Origin of the sequence: Rhizobium sp. N731 (assembly GCF_001664145.1) — a bacterium.
GTDB lineage: Bacteria > Pseudomonadota > Alphaproteobacteria > Rhizobiales > Rhizobiaceae > Rhizobium > Rhizobium esperanzae.
This window is the reverse complement of sequence record NZ_CP013601.1, coordinates 3532501-3553175: the sequence shown is the minus strand read 5'-3', so window position 1 is coordinate 3553175 and position 20675 is coordinate 3532501. Positions and strand designations below refer to the sequence as shown.

The following is a 20675-nucleotide window of genomic DNA, read 5'->3' as shown; positions in this document are numbered from 1 at the left end:
TCGGTGCAAGCGGGAAACGGCGCATCGCGCCCGGCTTCACGGTTGAATTGGTCGCAGGCTGTCATCTTTGGCATGGGCTTCATTCTCGCTTGCCTTCTCGCTCTGCCTGGCCGAACGGCGACAACCAAATACGTCAACGACCTCTTCGTTTTCCTGGATGGTGCTCACCGCATCGCACGTGGCCAGGTGCCGAATGTCGACTTCCATTCGCCGCTCGGGCCGCTGACATTTTACATTCCCGCTGCTGGCTATGGCTTGTCGGGCAATATGGGCGGTGCGATGCCGGCTGGAATGGCGATAGTGGTTCTCCTACTCGCGGTTATTGCCGCGGAAATCGTGGGCAGCCGGATGCATAAGGCGTTCGGACTGCCGCTTGCGATCTTCCTGCTCCTGATAGCTGCGGCTCCCGCAAATCCGGGCGAGCGGATAGGGGAGCTGACCTTTGCCATGTTCTACAACCGGATTGGGTGGGCGTCGCTTGGCTTACTCCTGGTGATGTATCTGCCTCGGTTGCCGGCCGCCGGGAACAGCAAGGCAGTCGACGCCGCATGCGCCAGTCTCCTTGTGTTGCTGATGCTCTACACCAAGATCACCTATGGCGTCGTAGGGCTTGCCTTCCTGTTGTTCATGCTTTTCGATCGTCGCCAGATCGGTTGGGTGACGTTGGCGCTCGGCATGATCGCCTTCAGCATCATCACGATTGAAATCATCTGGCGCGGCGGGTTCAACTACCTTGCTGACCTTCACCTTTCAGCAAAAAACAGCGGCGGCGTTCTGACGTTGACCGCCCTCGGTCACTTGGTACGGAACAATCTCGCCGACCTTCTTGTCTATCTGACGGTCGCGCTCATCGTTCTCAACCTGACGCCGAGTTATCGGCATCTGCTCTTCGTTGCCTTCTGCGGCACAACCGGACTCCTCTTGATCGGGCAGAATTTCCAGACCGTCGGTATTCTGACACTGGGCGCAAGCGCCGCCATCATTACGGAAAGCCTCTTTCGCGCCAAGCTGCTCTCCCGATACGGGAAGCCGCGGTTCGCCCTGCCGCTACTCGTGGGCTTCCTGTTATTACCCGCTGCCGTCGGCAACACTGCATCGCTTGCAATTCATGCCTATTACGCTGCCGGCGGCCGAGGCAAACCGCTCCCGCTGCCGGCGTTTTCCGAGATCAGGCTCGTTGAGATGTGGAGCGCCGGCCAATACGAATATTTCGAGGGATACAACAGGACATTGGCTGATGCTTCGGTCGCCCTGTCGCAACTGATGTCTGCTGACGAGCGCGTCGCGGTTCTCGATTTCGTCAATCCCTTCTCCGCCGGCCTGGGGCTGACGCCGCCGGTGGGCGACAGCGTGTGGTATCATTGGGGGCGAACTCTTGGACCGGATGATCATCCGGCCGCGGAAGCGACGTTCGCCGACGTTGATCTTATCCTCGATCCGAAATGGCCGATCGAGATCTGGACGGGCAACGGGCTGCGCGACCTTTATGCCCACTATATCGCCCGCCACTATGTGCTGGTGCGGGAGACGGCCGATTGGCGCATTTATCGCAGAAAGGCTTCCTGAGCCGGTGCGGTCTGTTGTTTCAGCTCCGCAGTGATCAGGCCGATGAGCATTAGCACGAGCGCCCAGGCGTAAATGGATCCTGCCGTCAGCTGGCTCAGGCGGGAAGCCCCGAAGTAACCGAGTATGACGGGGACGGGAGTCACCAGGGCTGCTGCCGTCAGCCATGCCCACGGGCGCTGCCAATGGTGCAACAGCACGGGTAGCAGGAAGAGCGTGTAGTGGATCCATCCAAGAGGCGAAGCCAGCAGCGACGCCAACAGCGCGAAGCCACTCACTGCGACGACTGGCGGATGACGAAAAAAGGCCCAGCCTGCCAGTCCAAGCAACAACAGAGCGGCAAGCACCGTGCCCGCGGCCGGAAGGCCGGCGCGGGCCGCGATGCCTGCAAACGACGCGTTGGTCAGAAAAACAGCCCGGTCGCCGTCTGACGCGACGAGGCGCAGCCTATCGACGTAGATCTGCGGGCCGAAGACGACCAGCGGGATGGCGGCTATAACTGCCGCGATAGCCACCGACACAAGGCCGGGAAGGCGATGGCCGGCAAGAAGGAGCATCACCGGCCACACTGCAAAATTGGGCTTCATCGAGATCAGTAAACCAATCATGATGCCGGCGAGTACGCCATCACCCTTCTCCAGTTGGAGCCAAGCCACGACCGCGAACAGCACAAACGGCATATAGATCTGGCCGAGATAGAGCGTGTCCCAGAAGCCAGCCAATGCAAATGCCCAGATCGCCAGCAGCGGGAGCTCCAAGCCGCCGCTATAGCGTCGCAGCAGCAAAGCGACCGCGGCGACGTAGCTGGAGATTGAAATCATCCACCAGATACGAAGCGATTGCACCGGCTCGAGGAGGTCGAAGGTCTGGAACAGGAGTGCCGAAATCGGGGGATTGAGATTTGGGTTCCAGGATTCAAATCCGGGAAAGACGACATGCGGCGTAAGCGGCGGGCAAATGCCATAGGGATCCCATCCTGCAGCGGCTGCGCGACCCGACGCGACGAAGGCGCCGAAATCCCAAAGGCCGTGATCTGACACGACACGCAGAATTTCCCCCTTGATGATCCGCAAGGACATCAGGGCAAGACCTGCGGTCGCGGCCATCTTCAGCAGCCTCCACGGTTGTCGGTTGATGGCATCACTGTCCATTTTGACGCCCCGCTCGATGCCCCCGATCATGAGGAGCGGTGGCGCCATACGCTCTTGTTCTGTGTGCTCGCTGCGGCCTCGTCACCAACTACCGCCATTTGTCGTGCACGTTGCGGAATGGCCCTGCTGCGTCATCGCAATCCGATTGCTCCGTCTATCTCAGACGCTTGCTAACTCTCTCTTGATGCGGATGTTCCCGGTCGGTCTGCGGCAGCGCGGCCGGGCGCCGTCGCGACTTACGACAGCTTCCTGATGGTGCTGTAAATGATGTTGTGGTTGCATTTCCATGCAAGTCTGGCTCGACGACTTTGGCACAGGGTTCGCGGGGCTCTCGTGGCTTCGCCTTTGATCGGTGCGTCCCGGCCTAGAAAATCTCCAGTACAGGACTTTCCAGCACCTTCCCCGTCGCCACATCCGCAATCCCCCGGTCCGTCTGGTGCGGACCTGCATTGCAAGCCAGCGTTGCGCCGAAGCAGGCCTTGAAGACGCGGTAGGGCGGTTTCCAGTCGACGATTTTGTCCATGGCCTTGCGGATATCGGAAAAGGCCGAAGCCGTGTCTTTCAGCGATGCGTCGGTGACCAAGCCGGAGAGCGGCAGCGGCAGGATCGCCTGGATTGCGTCGTCCTTGGCGACTGCCATGCCGCCGCCGGCAGTTATGACGGCGTTGGCGGCGAGCGCCATGTCGCGCACATTACTGCCGAAGACGGTGAGGTTGTGGCTATCGTGCGAGACGGTGGTGCAGAAGGCGCCGCGCCATTCGCCCCAGCCGGTGAGAAAGCCGATGCGCGGGGTGCCCCCGGCCTTTCCGTGGCGGTGGGCGACGGCGATCATGGCGCTGCCGGCCGGCGGCACGACGAAGCCGTCTCGGATCTCGGTTTCGGCTTCGCCCCATTGCGTGAAGCGCGGACGGTCGATGGTGGCGACGCGGACGCGCGCGCCCTTCGCAGGGACGCGGAAATCATTCTCCGACAGCGGCGGTAGCTTGATGGAGTTGATGAGCGGCGCCGTATCGAGCGATTGAACGGCCGCCTCCATGCTGCCGTTGCGGGCGACGATGCGGCCGTCTGATATGACGAGGCGTGCCCGCAATTCCGTGAGATCCTCGAAGAGAACGAGATCGGCGCGGCGGCCGGAGGCGACAAGGCCGAGATCGGAACGCTTCAGCCGCTCAGCGGCGTTGAAGGTCGCGGCGCGCAGTGCCCATTCCGCTTTCATGCCGTAGCGCACCAGGCGGCGGGCGACCTCATCGAGGCCGCCGCTTTGGTAGAGTTCATCGGGAAAGACGTCGTCGGTGCAGAGCGTAACGGTGGAGGGTAGGTGGCCGAGACCGTTCAGCACCTCGACGAATTCCTGCAAGAGATGATCGTGAGAGCCGCGCAGCTCGATCGTCAGGCCGGCGGAAAGCTTGGCGGCGAGATCGGCGCCGGAGGTGATTTCGTGGTCCGAGGTGACGCCCGATGCCATGAAGGCGTTGAGGTCCGCGCCGGTGAGGCCGCGGGCATGGCCGCAGACGAGCTTGCCGGAGGCAAGGCCTGAGTTGACGATGGCGCTCATGCGCGGATCGCCGTCGATGACGCCGCGCATGTTCATGACTTCGGCAACGCCGCCGACGGCAGGCGAACGCAGCATTTCGGCGATGACGGCGGCATCGAAATCAGCGCCGGCAAGTTCCAGGCCCGGCGCCGATGGCACACAGGAGGGAGCAAGCAGGATCATGCGCAGAGGCAGGGTGCGCGCCGCCTCGATCGCCCAGCGTACGCCGTCGAGGCCGTGGACGTTGCCGAATTCATGCGGATCCCAGACGACCGTCGTGACGCCGTGCGGCAGCACGGCGCTTGCATATTCCGCCGGCGTCACCATCGAGCTTTCGATATGCATGTGCATGTCGATCAGGCCCGGCGTCAGGATGCCGCCGGTCGCATCGACAATTTCGACCGCGTCCGTGCGGCTCGCCGGGGCATGGATGCTGGCGATGAGCGCGCCGACGAGGCCGATGTCGGCTTCTCGGATCAAACCCGTCACCGCATCGAGCAGCCGGCCGCCGGTGATGAGCATATCGAATGGGGCATCGCCGCGGGCGGCGGCAACGGCCCGGGCGCGCAATTCGGGATCGTTGAGATCGAAAGGTTCTTGACGAGCGATGGCGTTCATCTGCGGGCCTCATTGATCAGGGCGGCGAGAATGATGGTACGCGCCTTCCCGACGTCGATATCGGCGGCGAATTGGGCGTTGAAGGTCGCATGCGTGGCGCGGACCTCGACGACGGTGCGGCCACGGGTGAGGGCGCCCTGCAGTTCGACGTCGATGCGCGCGGGGCGGAAGGTGACGATATCGGGGGCGACGAAGGCCACGGCGGCGGAGGGATCGTAGATCGCCATACCGGGACGGCCGCGGCTGGTGCCGATGCTGATATAACCGGCGAACATGTCGGCGATCAGTTCGGCATTATTGCCGCCGGCATTGCGCACCGGCTCGGCATCTTCGGGCCGCGCCAGCACCTTGCGGCAGAGGTCTAGATCGACCATGCGCAGCGGCAGGTCATGGGCGATGACGATTGCCAGCGCCTCGGGATCGGCGAGTGCGTTGAACTCGGCAGAGGCCGTGTGGTTGCCTGATGTGACGCCGCCGCCCATCCAGACGAGGTCGGTGATGCGGGCGGCAAGATCGGGGCGGGCGAGCGCTACGGCGGCGATATTGGTGAGTGGGCCAAGCGCCAGGATGCGGTGGGGTCCGTCGCCTTCGAGCCAGCAGCAGAGCGCAGTGAAGGCATCGCTCTCAGCAAGGGCAGGAGCTTTCGGCAGGCTCTTGCCTGACGTCGGGATGCCGGTTTCGCCGAGGATCGCCTGGGCGGTTTCGAGCTTGCCGAGAACAGGTGCTGCACGACCGGTATGGACGGGGAACGCCCAGCCGAAGGCGCTGACGGCGCCGGCGGCGTTCGCCAGCACCTGCGGCAGCGGCGCATTACCGAAGACCAGCGAGACGCCCTCGATTGCATATTCCGACTGCGCCACCACCAGAATGGCGGCGATGTCGTCGAAGCCCATGTCGGTATCGATCCACACACCCATGATGTCACCCGAAGCGCTTGAGGTTGGCCGCGCCGGCGACCGGCAGATCGAAGGCGAGCGCACTGCCGATCTCGTGCGACGGCAGGTTCGCGTCGATTTCAGCCTTGATAGGCCCAAGCGGAGTTTGGAGGAGGTATTCGCGTGTATTGCCTGCGAAAGACGTGCCGTGCACCGTACCCTGGAACGGACCGGAGCCGAGAGTCACCGTACGCGGGCGCCAGGCCAGGCCGGCCGCAGCTTGCGGCGGCGGATCGGAGAGTGCTGCCGGGCCGTGCGGCGTCACGAGTTTTCCGTCCTTCAGGGCGAAGACATTCTCGAAGCCGACGAAATCGGCGACGAAGGCGGAGGCGGGATTGTTATAGATCTCCTCAGGCGTGCCGATCTGTTCGATGCCGCCGTTCAGCATCACGACGATTCGGTCGGCGAGCGCCAAGGCCTCGACCTGGTCGTGAGTGACGAAGATCATGGTGATACCGGTCTCTTTTTGCACGCGCTGCAATTCCGCGCGCATTTCGAGACGAAGCCGGGCATCGAGATTGGAGAGCGGTTCGTCGAGCAACAGCACCTTTGGCTCCATCACCATGGAGCGCGCCAGTGCGACGCGCTGCTGCTGACCGCCGGAGAGTTCGGCGGGCTTTCGGCCAGCGAAGCTGGTCAGGCCGACGGATTTCAGGCCGGCGCCGACGCGGGCATCGAGGTCCGCGCCCGAAATGCCCTTGAGGCGAAGGCCGAAGGCGACGTTTTCGTAGACCGTCAGATGCGGGAAAAGCGCGTAGGACTGGAAGACGAGGCCGACGGCGCGCTTGTTGGCGGAGACGCGGGTTATATCGGCGCCGTCGAGACCGATGCGGCCGGAAGCCGGCTTCAGCAGGCCGGCAATGGCGCGCATCGTTGTCGTCTTGCCGCAGCCGGAGGGGCCGAGAAGAGCGACGAGCTCGCCCTTGGCGATCGCGAGGTCGAGATCCCTCACGGCGACCGTATCACCATAGCGAAGCGTCAGCTTATCGAGTTGGAGATAGGCATCAAACATAGCGCGAGAATCCCAGGAAGCGTTCGGCGAGGAAGACGATGCCGATCGAGAGGAAAGCGAGAAGGGCGGAGAGCGCCGCGATGGAAGGATCGTAGGTGGTTTCCATATAACCCAGCATATCGATCGGCAGGGTTCGGACACCCGGGCCGGAAAGGAAGAGCGAGACTGGCACCTGATTGAAACTGGTGACGAAGCCGAGGATGAAGGCGGCCAGGATGCCGCCGCGGATATTGGGCACCACCACGCGGAAAAAGGCGCCGAGCCTGGAGGAGCCGAGCAGGACGGCCGCCTCCTCAATATCCGAGCGCAGATTGTCGAGGCTCGCCGAAACGACGCGCACCGCATAAGGCAGCACGAGGGCCGCATGGGCGAAGAAGAGCGCGAGCGTGATGTTGAAGCCAAAGGGCACGACGAGATAACGCAGCAATGCCAGGCCGACGATGATGCCGGGAACGATGATCGGCAGCGAGACGATGGTGCGGACGGTCTCCGCCGCAGGCAGCCGGTAGCGCGACAGGGCGTAGGCGGCGGGGATGCCGAGGACGAGGGCTGCGAGCGTTCCGAAGACGGCAAGGAACATCGACATGGCGAAACTGTCGCGGAAGCTTTCGATGGTGAAGACCTTCATCACCCAGCGTAGCGACAGGCCCTGCGGCGGAAAGGCCAGCGTATCGCCCGCGGAAAGCGAGGCGGCGATGATGATCAGGAACGGACCGATCAGGAAGACGAGCAGCAGGAAGAGCACGACAGGCGAAAAGAGACGGATGCTCATCTGCGGCTCCTCGCGGTCGCTAGCCGTTTCAGCAGGATATTGGCGGCAAAGCTCATGACGATCAGAATGAAGGCGATGACGCTTGCCGAGACGAAATCATTGGCGACGGAAACCTGCTGGTACATCAGCGTTTCGAGCATCAGCACCTTGGAACCGCCAAGTACGGCGGGTGTGATATAAGCCGTCAATGAGCCGGTGAAGACGAGGGTACCGCCGACGACGAGCCCTTCACGCGTCAGCGGCAGGATGACCTTCCAGAAGACCTGGAACCAGTTGGCGCCAAGCACACGGGCGGCGGGGATCGCATCCTTCGGCATGTTTTCGAGGGCGCTAATCAGCGACAGGATCATCAGCGGCAGGAAGAGTTGCAGCAGGCCGATGAAGACTGCGGTTTCGGTGAAAAGCAGGCGCAGCGGGTCGGCGCTGAAACCGAGACCCGTTATTGCCTGGTTGACGATGCCGGTGCGGCCGAGAATGACGATCCACGCATAGGTGCGCGCCACCGGCGAGATCATCAGCGGCAGGGTGACCAAGCCGACCATGCGGCCTTTGCCGTTCGCCGGCAGGTTGACGATGGCAAAGGCTGCGGCGTAGCCGATGACGGCCGAGACGGCGGTGACTTCGATAGCGAGCCGAAAGGAGCGCAGGAAAACGGTGCGGTTCAGCGTCTCGGAAAGGAAGCCTGTATAGGCCGACAGCGTCCAGGCGCCGCCGGCACGAAAACCCTCCGACAGCAGGATTGCGACGGGCAGCAGGAAGACCACTGTCGCAAAGACGGCTGCCGGCAGGGCAAGCGCCAGGGCTTCCGCGCGGTTCTGGAACATGACGTGCCTTTCCGGGAGAGGAGATGGCCCCGGCGAGCGGCCGGGGCGGGTTCATGCGGGCTCTACTGGCCGACCTTCTCGTTCCAGGTCTTCAGCCAACCGGCGCGGTTGTCGAGGGCGATGGCGGAAGGGATCAGCTTGAGGCTCTTGGCCGTTTCCTCGCCATAGGTGAGGTTGCCGGCGGCAGCTTCGGAAAGCTTGACCTCGCTATTGGCGGGGCTATCGATCAGCTTTTCGGCGAGCTTGGTCTGGATCTCGGTCGAAAGCCAGAAATCCATGAACTGCATGGCGAGATCCTGGTTTTTCGAACCCTTGGTCAACACCAGCACGTTCATGCCGCCGGTCTGTCCCTCCTTCGGCGTTGCCCAGGCGACGGGAAGGTCGAGCTTGGTGAAGCCGGCCCAAGAGAAACGGCCGATGGGGGCTGCCCAGATTTCCTCCTGCTGCATGAGCTGCACGAGCTGCGAGGACTTTTCGTAGAAGGTGACGATGTCGTCCTTCTTCTCGCCCAGCGCCGCGATCGGGCCTTGCAGATCAGGCGTATCTTTGCCGAGCGACAGGCCCAGCATATAGAGCGCCGGCGGGCCCTGATTGGTGGTGACATTCGGGAAGGCGACATGGCCGACATATTCCGGCTTCAGAAGATCGGCCCAGGACTCGATCTTCATCTTGTCGGAACGATAGGCGATCGACGTGGCATAGAACGTATAGCCGACGCTCATGCCGTCGCCGTTGGGATCCTTGGCGACGTCGTAAAGCTTGTCGAAATTGGCAAGTTTCGTCCTATCGATCTTGTCGGTCAGGCCGGCGCGCGATGCCGCAAGCGCGTCCGCCATCGAAACGGCGGCGAGATCGACCACGGGATTGGCCTTGTTCGCCTCCATCTTGGCCAGCCGCTCGACGCTGTTGCCGGTCTCGACCACCAGCTTGCAGCCGCATTGGGCTTCGAACGGATCGTAGACCAGCGTCTTGAAGTCGTCCTGCGCGAAGGCATAGACGGAAATGGTCAGCGTCCGTTCGGCTGCGGAGGCGGCAAACGGCCACAGTGCGGCGAGCGCCGCCGACGCCATGAGAGCTTTCTTCATCTTACATGTTCTCCATCTCTGAGGTTTTTGGTGCCGGGCTCGCAGGCCCGGACGATTGGCGGACAATCAGCTGCATCGCGACGCGTTCGATGTCCGCGGTAACGAGCACGCCTTCCCGGGCGCGGTTTTTTCTGATGGTATCGGCCAGCGCCGACACGGCAATCCCGGCAATTCTATCCATGTCCATCCTGACCGTCGTCAGCGACGGTGTGACAACAGGCGACCAGATGAGGTCGTCGAAGCCGGTGACGCTGGCATCGCCGGGAACGCTGATGCCGGCCTGCTGCAGCTCGGTCAGCGCGCGCAATGCCTGCAGATCGGAAAGAGCCGCGAAAGCGGTAAAACCCTCCCGCACCTTTTCGGCAAGGCCGAGCGGACAGCCGCTGCCGCCATCCTGCTCCACCTTCCCGATCCACAGCGTTTCGGCATGCATACCCGCGTGCATACCGGCGCGAATCCCGTCGGCGCGGTCGTTCTGAACGCTGGATTCCTGGTTGTTGCCGATGATGAGGATGCGCTGGTGGCCGAGGTCCGCGAGATGGAGAGCGATTTCGCGGCCGCCCTGCCAATGGTCGGCGGAAACGGTGTTGCCTGGCGTCGAGGGGGTGTCGATGAGAGCGACTGGGCAGGCAGCGGACGAAATGCGGGTGGCGCGGCGGGGAATAATGACCATGCCGTCGACGCCGCGTTCGACGAGACGATTGATCGCCTCGGTCTGGGCGGCAGCATCGCCGCGGGAGTCGGCGATCAGCACGCCGTAACCGGCGGCGGAGGCGGCAAATTCGATCGCCTGTGCGATCTTCGGGAACAGAGGGTTGGCGATATCGGGCAAAACCAGGCCGAGCACGCCGCTGCGGCCGGTCCTGAGCGCGCGGCCGGCCTGGCTCGGGACATAGCCCAGTTCGGCGGCGTGTTCGCGGATCCGTTCGACCAGCTGCCCCGAGACCCGGCCTTTACCGGAAAGCGCATTCGAGACCGTGGCAATGGAGACGCCGAGCGAGGTCGCTATCCTGCTGAGGTTCGGTCCGGAGCGCGATGAAGCCATGGTCAGGAATATTCTGATTAATCGTTTAATCAGTCCTATAGCAGCCGTTTCTGCTTGTCGAATCCAAATTCGTTCGGTGTGCGATTATTCCGGGATTTGTCCGGCATGAAAAAACCCCGCGAGGCGATCGCGGGGTTTTGTATTTCCAGGAAGGCGAAATGCCGATCAGCTCTTGGCCTTTGCCGGCGCCGGCGTCACCGCTGCTGTGGTCTTGCCGCCGGGCGCGTAGCCGCCCCCGACCGCAATGTTCAGCGAGACGTAGTCCTTGGCCATCTGCTGGACGGCCTGGGCAAGGCTTGCCTGGGCAAGCGAGACCTGGCGCTGCGCATCGAGAACGTCGAGCAGCGAGGAGGCGCCGTCCTTGTAGGACGCGGTCGACAGTTCGAGGGTTTCCTGCGTGGTCTTCACCTGAGCCTGTAGGGCCGCGACCGTGCGGGCGTCGCGGCGGACAGCGGCGAGTGCGTTCTCGACCTGTTCGACAGCGGTCAGCACAGTCGACTTCCAGTTGAGATAGGCGGTTGCGGCAGTGGACTGCGCCGACTTGACGTTGGCGCGCAGACGGCCACCATCGAAGATCGGCAGGTTGAGGGTCGGGCCGAAGGACCAGGGGGTCAGGTCGCCATGGATGCCGCGCTGGTTGATGTAGGACGGCGAGATCGAGCCGCTGAGCGAAATGCTCGGATAGAGCTGCGCCTCGGCAACACCGATATTGGCCGTTGCGGCGGCGAGATCACGCTCGGCGACGCGAATGTCGGGACGGTTACGGATCAGGTCCGCCGGGATGCCCGAGTTGATGCCGCCACGGAAGACCGGCTGACCGCGACCCTTCAGCAGCTCGTCGACGAGGGCCGAGGCCGGCAGGCCAAGCAGCGTGGCGATGTGATGGGCTGATATACGGATGTTGGTTTCGAGGCCGGGAATTTCGGCGAGCGTCGACTGTACGAGGCCTTCGGCCTGCACGACGTCCAGGCGCGAGGCGGCGCCGGCTTCAAGCTGGAACTTGGTCAGTTCGTAGGTTTCCTGACGGGACTTCAGGTTGGCCTTCGAAAGCGCCAGGCGCTGCTGATAATAGCGAACATCGATATAGCTCGAGACGAGATCCTGCACGAGGGTCAGCTTGGCGACGTCAGCGGATGCGTATGCGGAATCAAGCGAGGCGAGAGCACTCTCGGTGCTGCGCTTGTAGAGGCCGAAGAGATCGAGCAGCCAGGTCAGCTGGACTTCGCCGGCACTGGTGTTGCGTGTGTCGAACTGCGAGCGCAGCTCGCCCTTCTGACCGCTGACCGTGTGCGAAGCGCCGACATTCAGGTTCGGCAGGGCGCCTGCGCCGGCGGTGGTGACGTTTGCAGAGGCCGCATTGATGCGTTCGATCGCCTGCTGAACCGTCAGGTTCTGATCGAGGCCGGCATGGACATAGCCATTCAGTTTGGGGTCGTTGAAGGCGGTCCACCAGGCTGCGGTAGCAACGTCACCTACACTTTTCGTGCCGCCTTCTCCGAATTTGGCGGGCAGCGGCATTTCAGGAGGAGCATGATCCGGGCCAACAACGCAGCCCGACAGTAATAACAATAATGCCGGTGTGGCAAAACGAAGAGATACCATTCATTTCATCCTGTACTCGAGCAAGTCAATTCTTGTCCGAAGCTTCATGCTTCACTATCGCAGCCGCGCCTCGTCCTACCACAAACACACACACCGAAGCAGTCGGGCGCAATGTAGCAATCGAAACAGCATTATCACAGTGCATTTATATCACACTCCTGCCGCATTTTTGTCGCGTGTGGCAAAGATGCGTCGAATGACGACGTAGAAGGACGGCACGAAGAAAATTCCGAGCATCGTTGCCGACAGCATGCCGCCGAGAACGCCGAGGCCGATGGCGTTCTGGGCTGCCGAGCCCGCGCCCGTAGCGATCGCCAGCGGCACGACGCCGAGAATGAAGGCAAGCGATGTCATGATGATCGGCCGCAGGCGCAGCCGCGCCGCCTCCAGTGTCGCTTCGAAAAGCCCCTTGCCGCTTTCCATGCGATCCTTGGCGAATTCGACGATCAGGATCGCGTTCTTCGCCGCCAGGCCGATCGTGGTGAGCAAGCCGACCTTGAAATAGACATCGTTGGCCTGGCCGAAGAGTGTTGCCGCCGCCAGAGCACCGAGGACGCCGACCGGCACTGCCATGATTACCGAGAAGGGGATCGACCAGCTCTCGTAAAGCGCTGCCAGGCAGAGGAAGACGACGAGAACCGAGATTGCATAGAGCATCGGCGCCTGTGAGCCGGAAAGGCGCTCCTGATAGGAAATGCCCTGCCAGGCGACCGTGTAACCGCCGCCGAGTTGCTCGGTCAGCGCTTCCATTTCGTTCATGGCATCGCCGGAGGACACGCCGGGCGCGGCAGCACCATCGAGCGGAATCGCGCTGACGGCGTTGAAGCGGGCAAGCGAAGGTGCGCCCTTGACCCATTCGGTTTTGGTAAAGGCGGAGAAGGGCACCATCTCGCCGGCCGTGTTGCGGGCATACCAGTGATTAAGATCGTCCGGCTGCATGCGGAAGGGCGCGTCGCCCTGGACATAGACCGGCTTGATCTCGCCGTTCAGCGTGAAGTCGTTGACGTCGCGGCCGGTGAAGATGATCGACAGCATCGAATTGACAGAGGCGATGTCGACGCCCATGGCGCCGATCTTTTCCTGATCGAGCACGATGCGCATTTGCGGCTCGACTTCCTTGTTGCTGCTGCGTAGCGCCACGATCTTACCCGAGCTGTTGCCCATCTGGATCAGGCGCTTGGAAGCCGCCGTCAGCGCGTCGTTGCCGTGGCCGCCGGTATCGACGAGATACATGGAAAAGCCGCTCGAAACGCCGAGGCCCTGAATCGCCGGCGGCAGGAGCGCGAAAACCTGTGCCTCGCGCATCGCAAAGAAGCTGCGAAGCGCCCGGTTGACAACCGACTGGGCGCTCAGATTTGGATCAGTGCGCAGCGAAAAATCCTTGAGCTTGGTGAAAACGATGGCGCTGTTCTGGCCGGAGCCGCTGAAGCCGAAGCCGAGTGCGCCGAAGACCGATTCGACGGCATCCTTCTCGTTCTCGCGATAGTAGTTTTCGACCTTCTCGACGACGGCCTGCGTCTGTTGCGTCGTCGAGCCCGGCGGTGTGGTGACGATGGTCAGCAGCACACCCTGATCTTCCTGCGGCAGGAATGAACTCGGCAGGCGGGTGAAGAGATAGGCACAGCCGGCGCCGACGAGCAGGAAGACCAGCATGACGCGGATCGGCCGCTTCAGGAGATAACCGATGGTCCTGACATAGCCGTTGGTCGAGCGGGTGAAATTGCGGTTGAACCAGTCGCCGACGCGGTGCTTCCTGTGCTCGCTGACCGGCTTCAGCATCGTGGCGCAGAGCGCCGGTGTCAGCACGATGGCGACGAGCGCCGACAACAGCATGGCAGAGACGATGGTGATCGAGAACTGGCGATAGATGATGCCGGTCGAACCGCCGAAGAAGGCCATCGGAATGAAGACGGCGGTCAGGACGAGCGCAATGCCGACGATGGCGCCGGTGATCTCGCCCATTGATTTTTCCGTCGCTTCGAGCGGCGAAAGCTTCTCTTCGGACATGATACGTTCGACGTTTTCGACGACGACGATCGCATCGTCGACGAGAAGGCCGATGGCCAAAACCATGGCGAACATCGTCAAGGTATTGATCGAATAGCCGGTGGCCGCCAGCACCCCGAAGGTGCCGAGCAATACCACGGGAACGGCGATGGTCGGGATCAGCGTTGCCCGCAGATTCTGCAGGAAGACGAGCAGCACCACGAAGACGAGCACAATCGCCTCTATCAGCGTATGCACGACCTTCTCGATCGACAATTCCACGAAGGGTGTCGTGTCATAGGGATAGGTGATCTTCACGCCTTCCGGCAGAGTGCGGCCGATGACATCGAGGGCGGACCGCACGCGGGCGGCGGTATCGATGGCGTTGGCGCCGATCGCGAGGTTGACGGCAAAACCGCTCGAAGGCTGGCCGTTGTAGCGTGAACTGCCGCCGTAGCTTTCCTGGCCGATCTCTATGCGCGAGACATCGCTCAGGCGCACGGTCGCGCCGTCCTTTTCGACCTTCAGGATGATGTGCTCGAAGTCGGCGACGGTGGTCAGCTGGCTTTGCGCGGTGATGGTGACGTTGAGTTGTTGACCTGGAATCGTCGGCTGGGCGCCGAGCGAGCCGACGGAGACCTGGGTGTTCTGCGCCTGGATCGCTGCCGTGACGTCGCTTGGCGTCAGCTGATATTTCAAGAGTTTGAAGGGATCGAGCCAGATACGCATGGCGTATCCGGAACCGAAGACGTTGATGCTGCCGACGCCTTCCAGGCGCTGGATCTGGTCCTCGATCGAGGTCGACATGATGTTGCCGAGATCGACCGAATTGCGCTTGCCGTCGGTTGAAACGAGCGAGCCGACGAGAAGGATGCTCGAGGTCGAGCGCGTCACACTGATGCCGGCATCGATGACGTCGCCGGGGAGCTGCGATTGAACCAGCTGCAGCTTGTTCTGCACCTGCACCTGGGCGATATCGGGATCGATGCTGGTTCCGAAGGTGAGCTGAATGCTGGCCGAACCGGTCGACGAGGTCGAGGTCATGTAGGTGAGGTCGTCGAGGCCGGTCATGCCGTCCTCGATGATCGTCGTCACTGATTTCTCGACAGTCTCGGCGCTGGCGCCGCGATAGGTGGCGTTGATGCGGACCGTCGTCGGGGCGATGTCGGGATATTGCGAAATCGACAGGGTGAAGATCGCCAGAAGGCCGGCGAGCATGATGGTGATCGCAATGACCCAGGCAAAAATCGGACGTCGGATGAAAAACTTGGCCATCGGTTGTTCCTGTGCGGCTGAGACGGTGACGATGCGGGCTCGCAGCGATTACTTCGCTGCGGGCTTCTCAGCGTCACCGGCCGCGGGCTGCTCGGCAGCCACGACCACGCCATTGTCGTTGATCTTCATCGGAACCGGCTTCACCGGCATGCCCGCCGCGACCGACTGCAGACCGGTGACGATCAGCTGATCGCCATCGTTGATGCCTTCGGTCACCAGCCAGGAATTGTTGGAGGGCGAGCTGTTCTCGAAGGCGCGGGTTTCGACCTTGCCGTCGGCGGAAACGAATTGCGCCGTCAGTCGGCCGTTGGCGTCACGGCTCGTCGCCAGCTGCGGCAGCGCATAACCGGTTTCGGCGCCGAGTTCGACGGTTGCGCGGACATACATGCCGGGCAGGACGATACGGTCGGGATTGGGAAAGAGCACACGGATGATGAAGGTGCCCGTGGTCTCGCTGACCACCTGCTTCGACATGTCGAGCTTGCCCTGCTGATTATATTCTTTGCCGTCTTCCAGGATCAGGTGAAAGGCGACGTTCTCCGCGCCCTTGATATCGCCGGCGGCCATCGCATCGCGCAGCCTCAGGAGGTTGGTGCTCGATTCCGTCAGGGAGATATAGACTGGATCGAGCTGACGGATCGTCGTCAGCGCCGTCGATTGGTTGGCCGAGACGACGTTTCCGACATTATAGGCGGTCTGGTCGATGACGCCGTCGAAGGGAACGACGATCTTCGTGTGGTCAAGGTCGATCTGCGCGGCGGAAAGGGCTGCCTTTGCCGACTCGACCTCGGCCTTCGCCTGGAGAAGCGTCGTTCTGGCCGTCTCATATTCGATCTGGGTGGCGCCGCTGCCCACGAGGCGCTGGTAGCGTTCGAGATTGCTTTCAGCGCTCGGCACGCTCGCCTCGGCCTTGGAGATGGCCGCCTTGGCCTGCTCGACGGCGGCGATATAGGGTGCATCCTCGATCTGATAAAGAAGGTCGCCCTTCTTGATCTCGCCGCCTTCCTTAAAGGCGATCTCGCGGATGATGCCGCTCACCTGCGGCCGGATGTCGGCCGTCTGGAAGGCTTCGGCGCGGCCAGGAAGGATCGTCGTGATCGGGAAACTTGCCTTAGTCAGGGCGATCACGCCAACGGGGGTCGCCTGCTGCGCCGCGCCCGCGCCGGCATTGCCCGCGGGCTTGCCGGCGTTGTCGCTGCAGGCGCCAACCAATACGCCGGCCAGCAGGGCCGAGGAGATGAGGACGGCACGCCGAATCATTCTGAATTCCCTCATGCGGTGGCAATCGCCGTTCGATCCACGGGCCCGGTCAGGCCGAGCGCAGGCTTATATAAGCGTCAGGACGAGCTTGGCCTCAAATGCCATAATCCCGAGTCTAACAAAAGCTTTACGAAGTGACGTAAGTCAGCAACCGTCACTTAGCAAGCGCTATTTTGCAGTGCGGCATCGACGAAGCCGACGATTTCCTCGGCACGATGCACCAGCGTCTCCTTGTCGTCGCGGACGATGAGGACAGGGTGCAGCACGCAGGCGAGCACATCGGCGACGGTCTGTGCCGCACGCTCGGGATCGCGGCAATGATAACGTCCTTCCACTATGCCTTTGCGGATGATCTCGCCGATTTTCTCCTCGATACGGGCGCGATAGCGATTGCCAGCTTCGAGTTTGGCTTCGATGGTCGAGAGCACCATTTCGAAGATGTAAGGGCTTTTCTGGATATCCTGCAGATGGCCCTCCAGCAGGCGCAGGACGAAGCGGAGCAATTGCTCTTTCGCGGGCATGTCTTGGTCGACAGGGACGAAACGCTCGGCGGCATTGTCGAGATGTCGTCCGGCGATGGCATCGACCAGCGCCACCTTTGAACGGAAATGCTTGAAGACGTTGGCGGGTGACATGTGCAGCGCGCCTGATATATCGGCGATCGACACCGCGGCGAAGCCACGTTCGCGAAACAGCATCTCCGCCATGGAGAGGATGTCCTGTCGCGTTTCCTCGGCCTTGCGTCTCGGCCTTCTTACCATCCGTCCCCCGCCGGGCCGCGCCCGGTATCCCTTTTTGCCGATGCTAGCGCTATTCAGCGAAAACTGCCAAGCCGATGCAAGGCCCGGCGGCTTTCGCACGTCGCCTGTTCAAGGGAAATAGGGGGCGAGGTTGCTGCGGACACGGGCAAGCGGCGTCTCGCCGCTATTGTCTGGAACAAAGCGCTCGCCGGTTATCGCCTCGTAGGCCCTGATATAGACGGCCGAGGTTTGCTCGATCAGTTCGGTGGGGATTTCTGGAATCTCGTCCTTATAAGGATCGCAGCGCTCCGCCACCCACGCACGGACGAAGTCCTTGTCGAAACTATCCGGGCGCTTGCCAGCGGCAAAACTTGCCGGATAGGTTTCGGCAAGCCAGTAGCGGCTGCTGTCCGGCGTGTGAATCTCGTCGGCGAGAATGATGTTGCCATCGCCATCGGTGCCGAATTCATATTTGGTATCGACGAGGATCAGGCCTTGCTTCGCGGCCATTTCCTGGCCGCGGGCAAAGAGCGCGAGTGCATATTTCGACAAGGTTTCCCACTGCCGGCTGGTCAGAAGGCCTCGCGTGACGATTTCGGCAGGCGTCAGCGGTTCGTCATGGCCTCCGTCGAATTCCTTGCTGGTCGGCGTGATGACCGGTTCCGGCAGGATCTGATTGTCGCGCATGCCGTCCGGCAGACGTATCCCGTACATCTCCCGCTCACCCTTCTTATAGAGGGTCAGGATCGAGGTGCCGGTGGTGCCGGCGAGATAACCGCGCACGACGATTTCGACCGGCAGGATGTCGAGCCGCTTGCCGATGACCACATTCGGATCGGGATAGTCGAGCACGTGGTTCGGGCAAATGTCCTTCGTCGCCTCGAACCAGTAACGCGCCGTCTGCGTCAGCACCTGGCCCTTATAGGGAATACAGGTGAGAATGCGGTCGAAAGCACTCAGCCGATCTGTGCTGATGATGATGCGGCGTCCGTCGGGAAGATCGTAATTCTCGCGCACCTTGCCGCGATAGTAGTTCGGCAGTTCCGGGAAATGGGCTTCGGAGAGGATTCGCACGGCGCTCGACTGTCCTTGTATTTGGCTGATGGCTTCCTGCTCTAGTTTCATTACCGGCGAAGTCAAGCCGAGCCGAAGTATCGCATCACAGCCAGAACAGAGCCAGAAGAAACAGAGCGAGGCCGTAAGTTGCAACGGCAAGCGGCCAGCCGGCCCGCAGGAAGTCGCTGAAGCGGTAGCCGCCGATGCCCATCGCCAGCGTGTTGTTGTGATGGCCGAAGGGCGTCAGAAAATCGAGCGAGGCTCCGATGGCGACCGCGATCAGGTAGGCGTCCGGTGTGTGCCGCCCGATCCTCGCAAATTCGAGTGCGATCGGGGCGAGCACGATTGCGACCGTCGCGTTGTTGACGAAGGGCGTCAGCGCCATCGCGAGGAAGAGGATGAGGGCGATGCCGGAAAGCGGATGGTTAACCGGCACGATGAAGCTCAGCCAGCCGGCAATCGCTTCGGCCGCCCCGGTGCCGGCCACTGCCTGGCCGATCGGAATCATCGCCGCGAGCATGATGATGATCGGCCAGTTGAGGTCGGCCATCGCCTGGCGGATGTTGAGATGATTGAGCAAAGCGAGGACGAGGACAACACCCGCAAAAGCGACCTCGGGATGCAGGCCCGCCGCCGATGCCGCGACGCCGCAGACAAATAATGCGAAAGGCCGCCAGGAGAGGAGGGCCGGTTCGGCTGAAGCTGTCGGAGCAAGCGGCAGGCACTCGCTTTCCTCCAGCGCTTCGGCGATTGCCGTACGCGGCCCTTCCAGCGTCAATATATCACCAATCGACAGTTGCAGATCGAGAAAGCGGCCTTCGATACGGGGTGCGCGCATGGAAAGAGCAGTGACTGCGATGCCGCGATGGTGGAAGACTTCGAGTGAGCTGACGCGTGAACCCACCAGTGTGCTTTCGGGCATGACGACGGTTTCGACCCGGGTGAAATCTGGCGGCCGACCATTCAGATGGGCATCGGCCACCAGGGCCTGTGTGGCGGCAAGGCCGGCAAAGATGTCATCGGCGCCTTCGGCAAGCAGCACGTCGCCCGCGCTGATCATCGACTGGTCGAGCGGGCCAAACACGAAATTGCCGTCACGGATCAGCGCGTGCGGTTTGATGCCGAAGCGGGTCAGACACTCGGAAAGCCGTGCGCCGATCAGCGGCGAAGCATTGGGAATGCGACGTTCGATGACGATGCGACGCGAGCCCTGGGCGAGCGTTGCCGGCACTGCGTCAGGTTCCGGGAACAGGTATCGGACCCGAACGGCGATGAGTAGGATGCCGGCGATTGCGACTGGCAGCCCGACATAGCTGAAATCGAAGAAATGAAAACCCGCACCGGACGTCCTGGCAAGCGCATCGCTGACGAGCAGGTTGGCCGGCGTGCCGATCAGCGAGACGAGGCCGCCGAGCAAGGCGGCAAACGAGATGGGCATGACGAGCTGACGGCGGGGGATTGAGAGCGCCACGCCGAGCCGCAGCGCCACCGGCAGGGTGATCGCAAAGGCGCCGATATTGTTCATGAAGATGGAAAGAAAGCCGGCAAGCGAGGAAGCGCCTGATATGACCTTGAAGTTCGATGACCTTGCGGCTGCGACATGCGCAGCGAGGTTGTCGAAGAGCTTGGCGCGTGCCAGCACCTGCACGATCAGCAGGATTTCGATGACGGTGATAACGACGGGGCTGGCGAAGCCCGCGAAGATTTGGTCGACCGGATAAAGTCCGAGCGCATAGCCGGCGAGCAGGCCGGCAATCGCCGTCACCTCGATGCGTATGCGCTCGAGCGAGAAGAGAACGAGCATCGCCAGCAGAAGGATCAGCAGGGATGCTTGCTCGAACGACATGGGCGGATCCGGTGTTTCATCGACGGAGGCATGTCGCGGTACCGGAACTGCTGCAGATTTCCGGATGACAGGCCTTGGGCGGACTGTAGTCGTTCCTCATCTGCTGTACAGAGGCGCCAGCCGGCAAAGATTGAACAATCTCATGTCTTCGGTCGGGCCGAAACCTGCCAGCGGCCCTCGGCATTCCGCTCCAGCACGGGCGTTGCGAAGACACCGCGGATGCGCGCGACCCATTGCGGCCCGGCGGCTGCGAGGCTGTCGCGCCAGCGCTCCGATTGCAGCATGGCCGCGCCGAGAACGACGGGTTGGATGCCGCAGGCCGTCAGCAGCTCAAGGCCCGAGACGATCGAGGCGCCGCTGGAAATGACGTC

Annotated in this window: 16 protein-coding genes (1 of these 16 running past the window's edge); 1 reads left to right on the top strand and 15 read right to left on the bottom strand. The window is 62.2% G+C overall.

The genetic code is table 11. The annotated features are described in order from the left end of the window. Positions 1 to 3 precede the first annotated feature (3 nt). Positions 4 to 1566 (top strand): hypothetical protein, encoded by a 1563-nt coding sequence (locus tag AMK02_RS17330; protein ID WP_237358316.1) that lies wholly within the window; start codon positions 4 to 6, stop codon positions 1564 to 1566. Here the strand turns inward: AMK02_RS17330 and AMK02_RS17325 are convergent. The 15 genes from AMK02_RS17325 to AMK02_RS17255 all read right to left on the bottom strand — a co-directional run. Further along, a complete protein-coding gene (locus tag AMK02_RS17325) occupies positions 1545 to 2714 on the bottom strand; it encodes a glycosyltransferase family 87 protein (protein ID WP_189636977.1) in 1170 nt (389 codons plus the stop codon). The genes AMK02_RS17330 and AMK02_RS17325 overlap by 22 nt on opposite strands. A gap of 364 nt (positions 2715 to 3078) precedes the next feature. Next, positions 3079 to 4866, bottom strand: a complete 1788-nt coding sequence (locus AMK02_RS17320) for an adenine deaminase (RefSeq protein WP_064804706.1) — start codon at positions 4864 to 4866, stop codon at positions 3079 to 3081. Further along, positions 4863 to 5783, bottom strand: a complete 921-nt coding sequence (locus AMK02_RS17315) for a nucleoside hydrolase (protein ID WP_064804704.1) — start codon at positions 5781 to 5783, stop codon at positions 4863 to 4865. The genes AMK02_RS17320 and AMK02_RS17315 overlap by 4 nt, the downstream gene beginning before the upstream one ends. Before the next feature lie 4 nt (positions 5784 to 5787). After that, positions 5788 to 6813, bottom strand: coding sequence for an ABC transporter ATP-binding protein (locus AMK02_RS17310; protein ID WP_064804702.1), 1026 nt, complete (start codon positions 6811 to 6813; stop codon positions 5788 to 5790). After that, positions 6806 to 7585 carry an ABC transporter permease gene (locus tag AMK02_RS17305; protein ID WP_064804700.1) on the bottom strand — a complete coding sequence of 260 codons (780 nt, stop codon included), beginning with the start codon at positions 7583 to 7585 and terminating at the stop codon, positions 6806 to 6808. Before AMK02_RS17305 ends, AMK02_RS17310 begins: the two co-directional genes overlap by 8 nt. Next, complete coding sequence (locus AMK02_RS17300; protein ID WP_064804698.1) at positions 7582 to 8409, bottom strand: ABC transporter permease; 828 nt, start codon at positions 8407 to 8409, stop codon at positions 7582 to 7584. The genes AMK02_RS17305 and AMK02_RS17300 overlap by 4 nt, the downstream gene beginning before the upstream one ends. Before the next feature lie 62 nt (positions 8410 to 8471). Continuing rightward, on the bottom strand, positions 8472 to 9494 hold the full coding sequence (locus tag AMK02_RS17295) for an ABC transporter substrate-binding protein (RefSeq protein ID WP_064804696.1): 1023 nt from the start codon (positions 9492 to 9494) through the stop codon (positions 8472 to 8474). Between the two features lies 1 nt (position 9495). After that, entirely contained in the window at positions 9496 to 10539 is a 1044-nt protein-coding gene (locus tag AMK02_RS17290; RefSeq protein WP_064804694.1) for a LacI family DNA-binding transcriptional regulator, read from the bottom strand. 165 nt (positions 10540 to 10704) lie between these two features. Next, on the bottom strand, positions 10705 to 12141 hold the full coding sequence (locus AMK02_RS17285) for an efflux transporter outer membrane subunit (RefSeq protein ID WP_064804692.1): 1437 nt from the start codon (positions 12139 to 12141) through the stop codon (positions 10705 to 10707). A gap of 150 nt (positions 12142 to 12291) precedes the next feature. After that, positions 12292 to 15402 carry an efflux RND transporter permease subunit gene (locus AMK02_RS17280; protein WP_064804690.1) on the bottom strand — a complete coding sequence of 1037 codons (3111 nt, stop codon included), beginning with the start codon at positions 15400 to 15402 and terminating at the stop codon, positions 12292 to 12294. A gap of 48 nt (positions 15403 to 15450) precedes the next feature. Next, positions 15451 to 16662 (bottom strand): efflux RND transporter periplasmic adaptor subunit, encoded by a 1212-nt coding sequence (locus tag AMK02_RS17275; protein ID WP_064804688.1) that lies wholly within the window; start codon positions 16660 to 16662, stop codon positions 15451 to 15453. 158 nt (positions 16663 to 16820) lie between these two features. After that, positions 16821 to 17423 (bottom strand): TetR family transcriptional regulator, encoded by a 603-nt coding sequence (locus tag AMK02_RS17270; RefSeq protein ID WP_064804686.1) that lies wholly within the window; start codon positions 17421 to 17423, stop codon positions 16821 to 16823. A 108-nt stretch (positions 17424 to 17531) separates the two neighbouring features. Next, positions 17532 to 18476: a phosphoribosylaminoimidazolesuccinocarboxamide synthase gene (locus tag AMK02_RS17265; RefSeq protein WP_064804684.1), complete on the bottom strand. Its 945-nt coding sequence runs from the start codon at positions 18474 to 18476 to the stop codon at positions 17532 to 17534. Positions 18477 to 18561: 85 nt separating this feature from the next. After that, positions 18562 to 20304: an SLC13 family permease gene (locus AMK02_RS17260; RefSeq protein WP_064804683.1), complete on the bottom strand. Its 1743-nt coding sequence runs from the start codon at positions 20302 to 20304 to the stop codon at positions 18562 to 18564. Between the two features lie 140 nt (positions 20305 to 20444). Then, on the bottom strand, positions 20445 to 20675 hold the final stretch of the coding sequence (locus AMK02_RS17255; RefSeq protein ID WP_064806310.1) for a phosphoribosyltransferase. The gene runs 465 nt beyond the window's last position; only the last 231 of its 696 coding nucleotides appear in the window; the start codon falls outside the window, past its right edge; the stop codon is at positions 20445 to 20447.

Bases quoted from the DNA above. Each gene is read 5' to 3' on its own strand.
- AMK02_RS17325 (WP_189636977.1), bottom strand. From the start codon at position 2,714: ATGGACAGTGATGCCATCAACCGACAACCGTGGAGGCTGCTGAAGATG.
- AMK02_RS17320 (WP_064804706.1), bottom strand. From the start codon at position 4,866: ATGAACGCCATCGCTCGTCAAGAACCTTTCGATCTCAACGATCCCGAA.
- AMK02_RS17315 (WP_064804704.1), bottom strand. From the start codon at position 5,783: ATGGGTGTGTGGATCGATACCGACATGGGCTTCGACGACATCGCCGCC.
- AMK02_RS17310 (WP_064804702.1), bottom strand. From the start codon at position 6,813: ATGTTTGATGCCTATCTCCAACTCGATAAGCTGACGCTTCGCTATGGT.
- AMK02_RS17305 (WP_064804700.1), bottom strand. From the start codon at position 7,585: ATGAGCATCCGTCTCTTTTCGCCTGTCGTGCTCTTCCTGCTGCTCGTC.
- AMK02_RS17300 (WP_064804698.1), bottom strand. From the start codon at position 8,409: ATGTTCCAGAACCGCGCGGAAGCCCTGGCGCTTGCCCTGCCGGCAGCC.
- AMK02_RS17295 (WP_064804696.1), bottom strand. From the start codon at position 9,494: ATGAAGAAAGCTCTCATGGCGTCGGCGGCGCTCGCCGCACTGTGGCCG.
- AMK02_RS17290 (WP_064804694.1), bottom strand. From the start codon at position 10,539: ATGGCTTCATCGCGCTCCGGACCGAACCTCAGCAGGATAGCGACCTCG.
- AMK02_RS17285 (WP_064804692.1), bottom strand. From the start codon at position 12,141: ATGGTATCTCTTCGTTTTGCCACACCGGCATTATTGTTATTACTGTCG.
- AMK02_RS17280 (WP_064804690.1), bottom strand. From the start codon at position 15,402: ATGGCCAAGTTTTTCATCCGACGTCCGATTTTTGCCTGGGTCATTGCG.
- AMK02_RS17275 (WP_064804688.1), bottom strand. From the start codon at position 16,662: ATGATTCGGCGTGCCGTCCTCATCTCCTCGGCCCTGCTGGCCGGCGTA.
- AMK02_RS17270 (WP_064804686.1), bottom strand. From the start codon at position 17,423: ATGGTAAGAAGGCCGAGACGCAAGGCCGAGGAAACGCGACAGGACATC.
- AMK02_RS17260 (WP_064804683.1), bottom strand. From the start codon at position 20,304: ATGTCGTTCGAGCAAGCATCCCTGCTGATCCTTCTGCTGGCGATGCTC.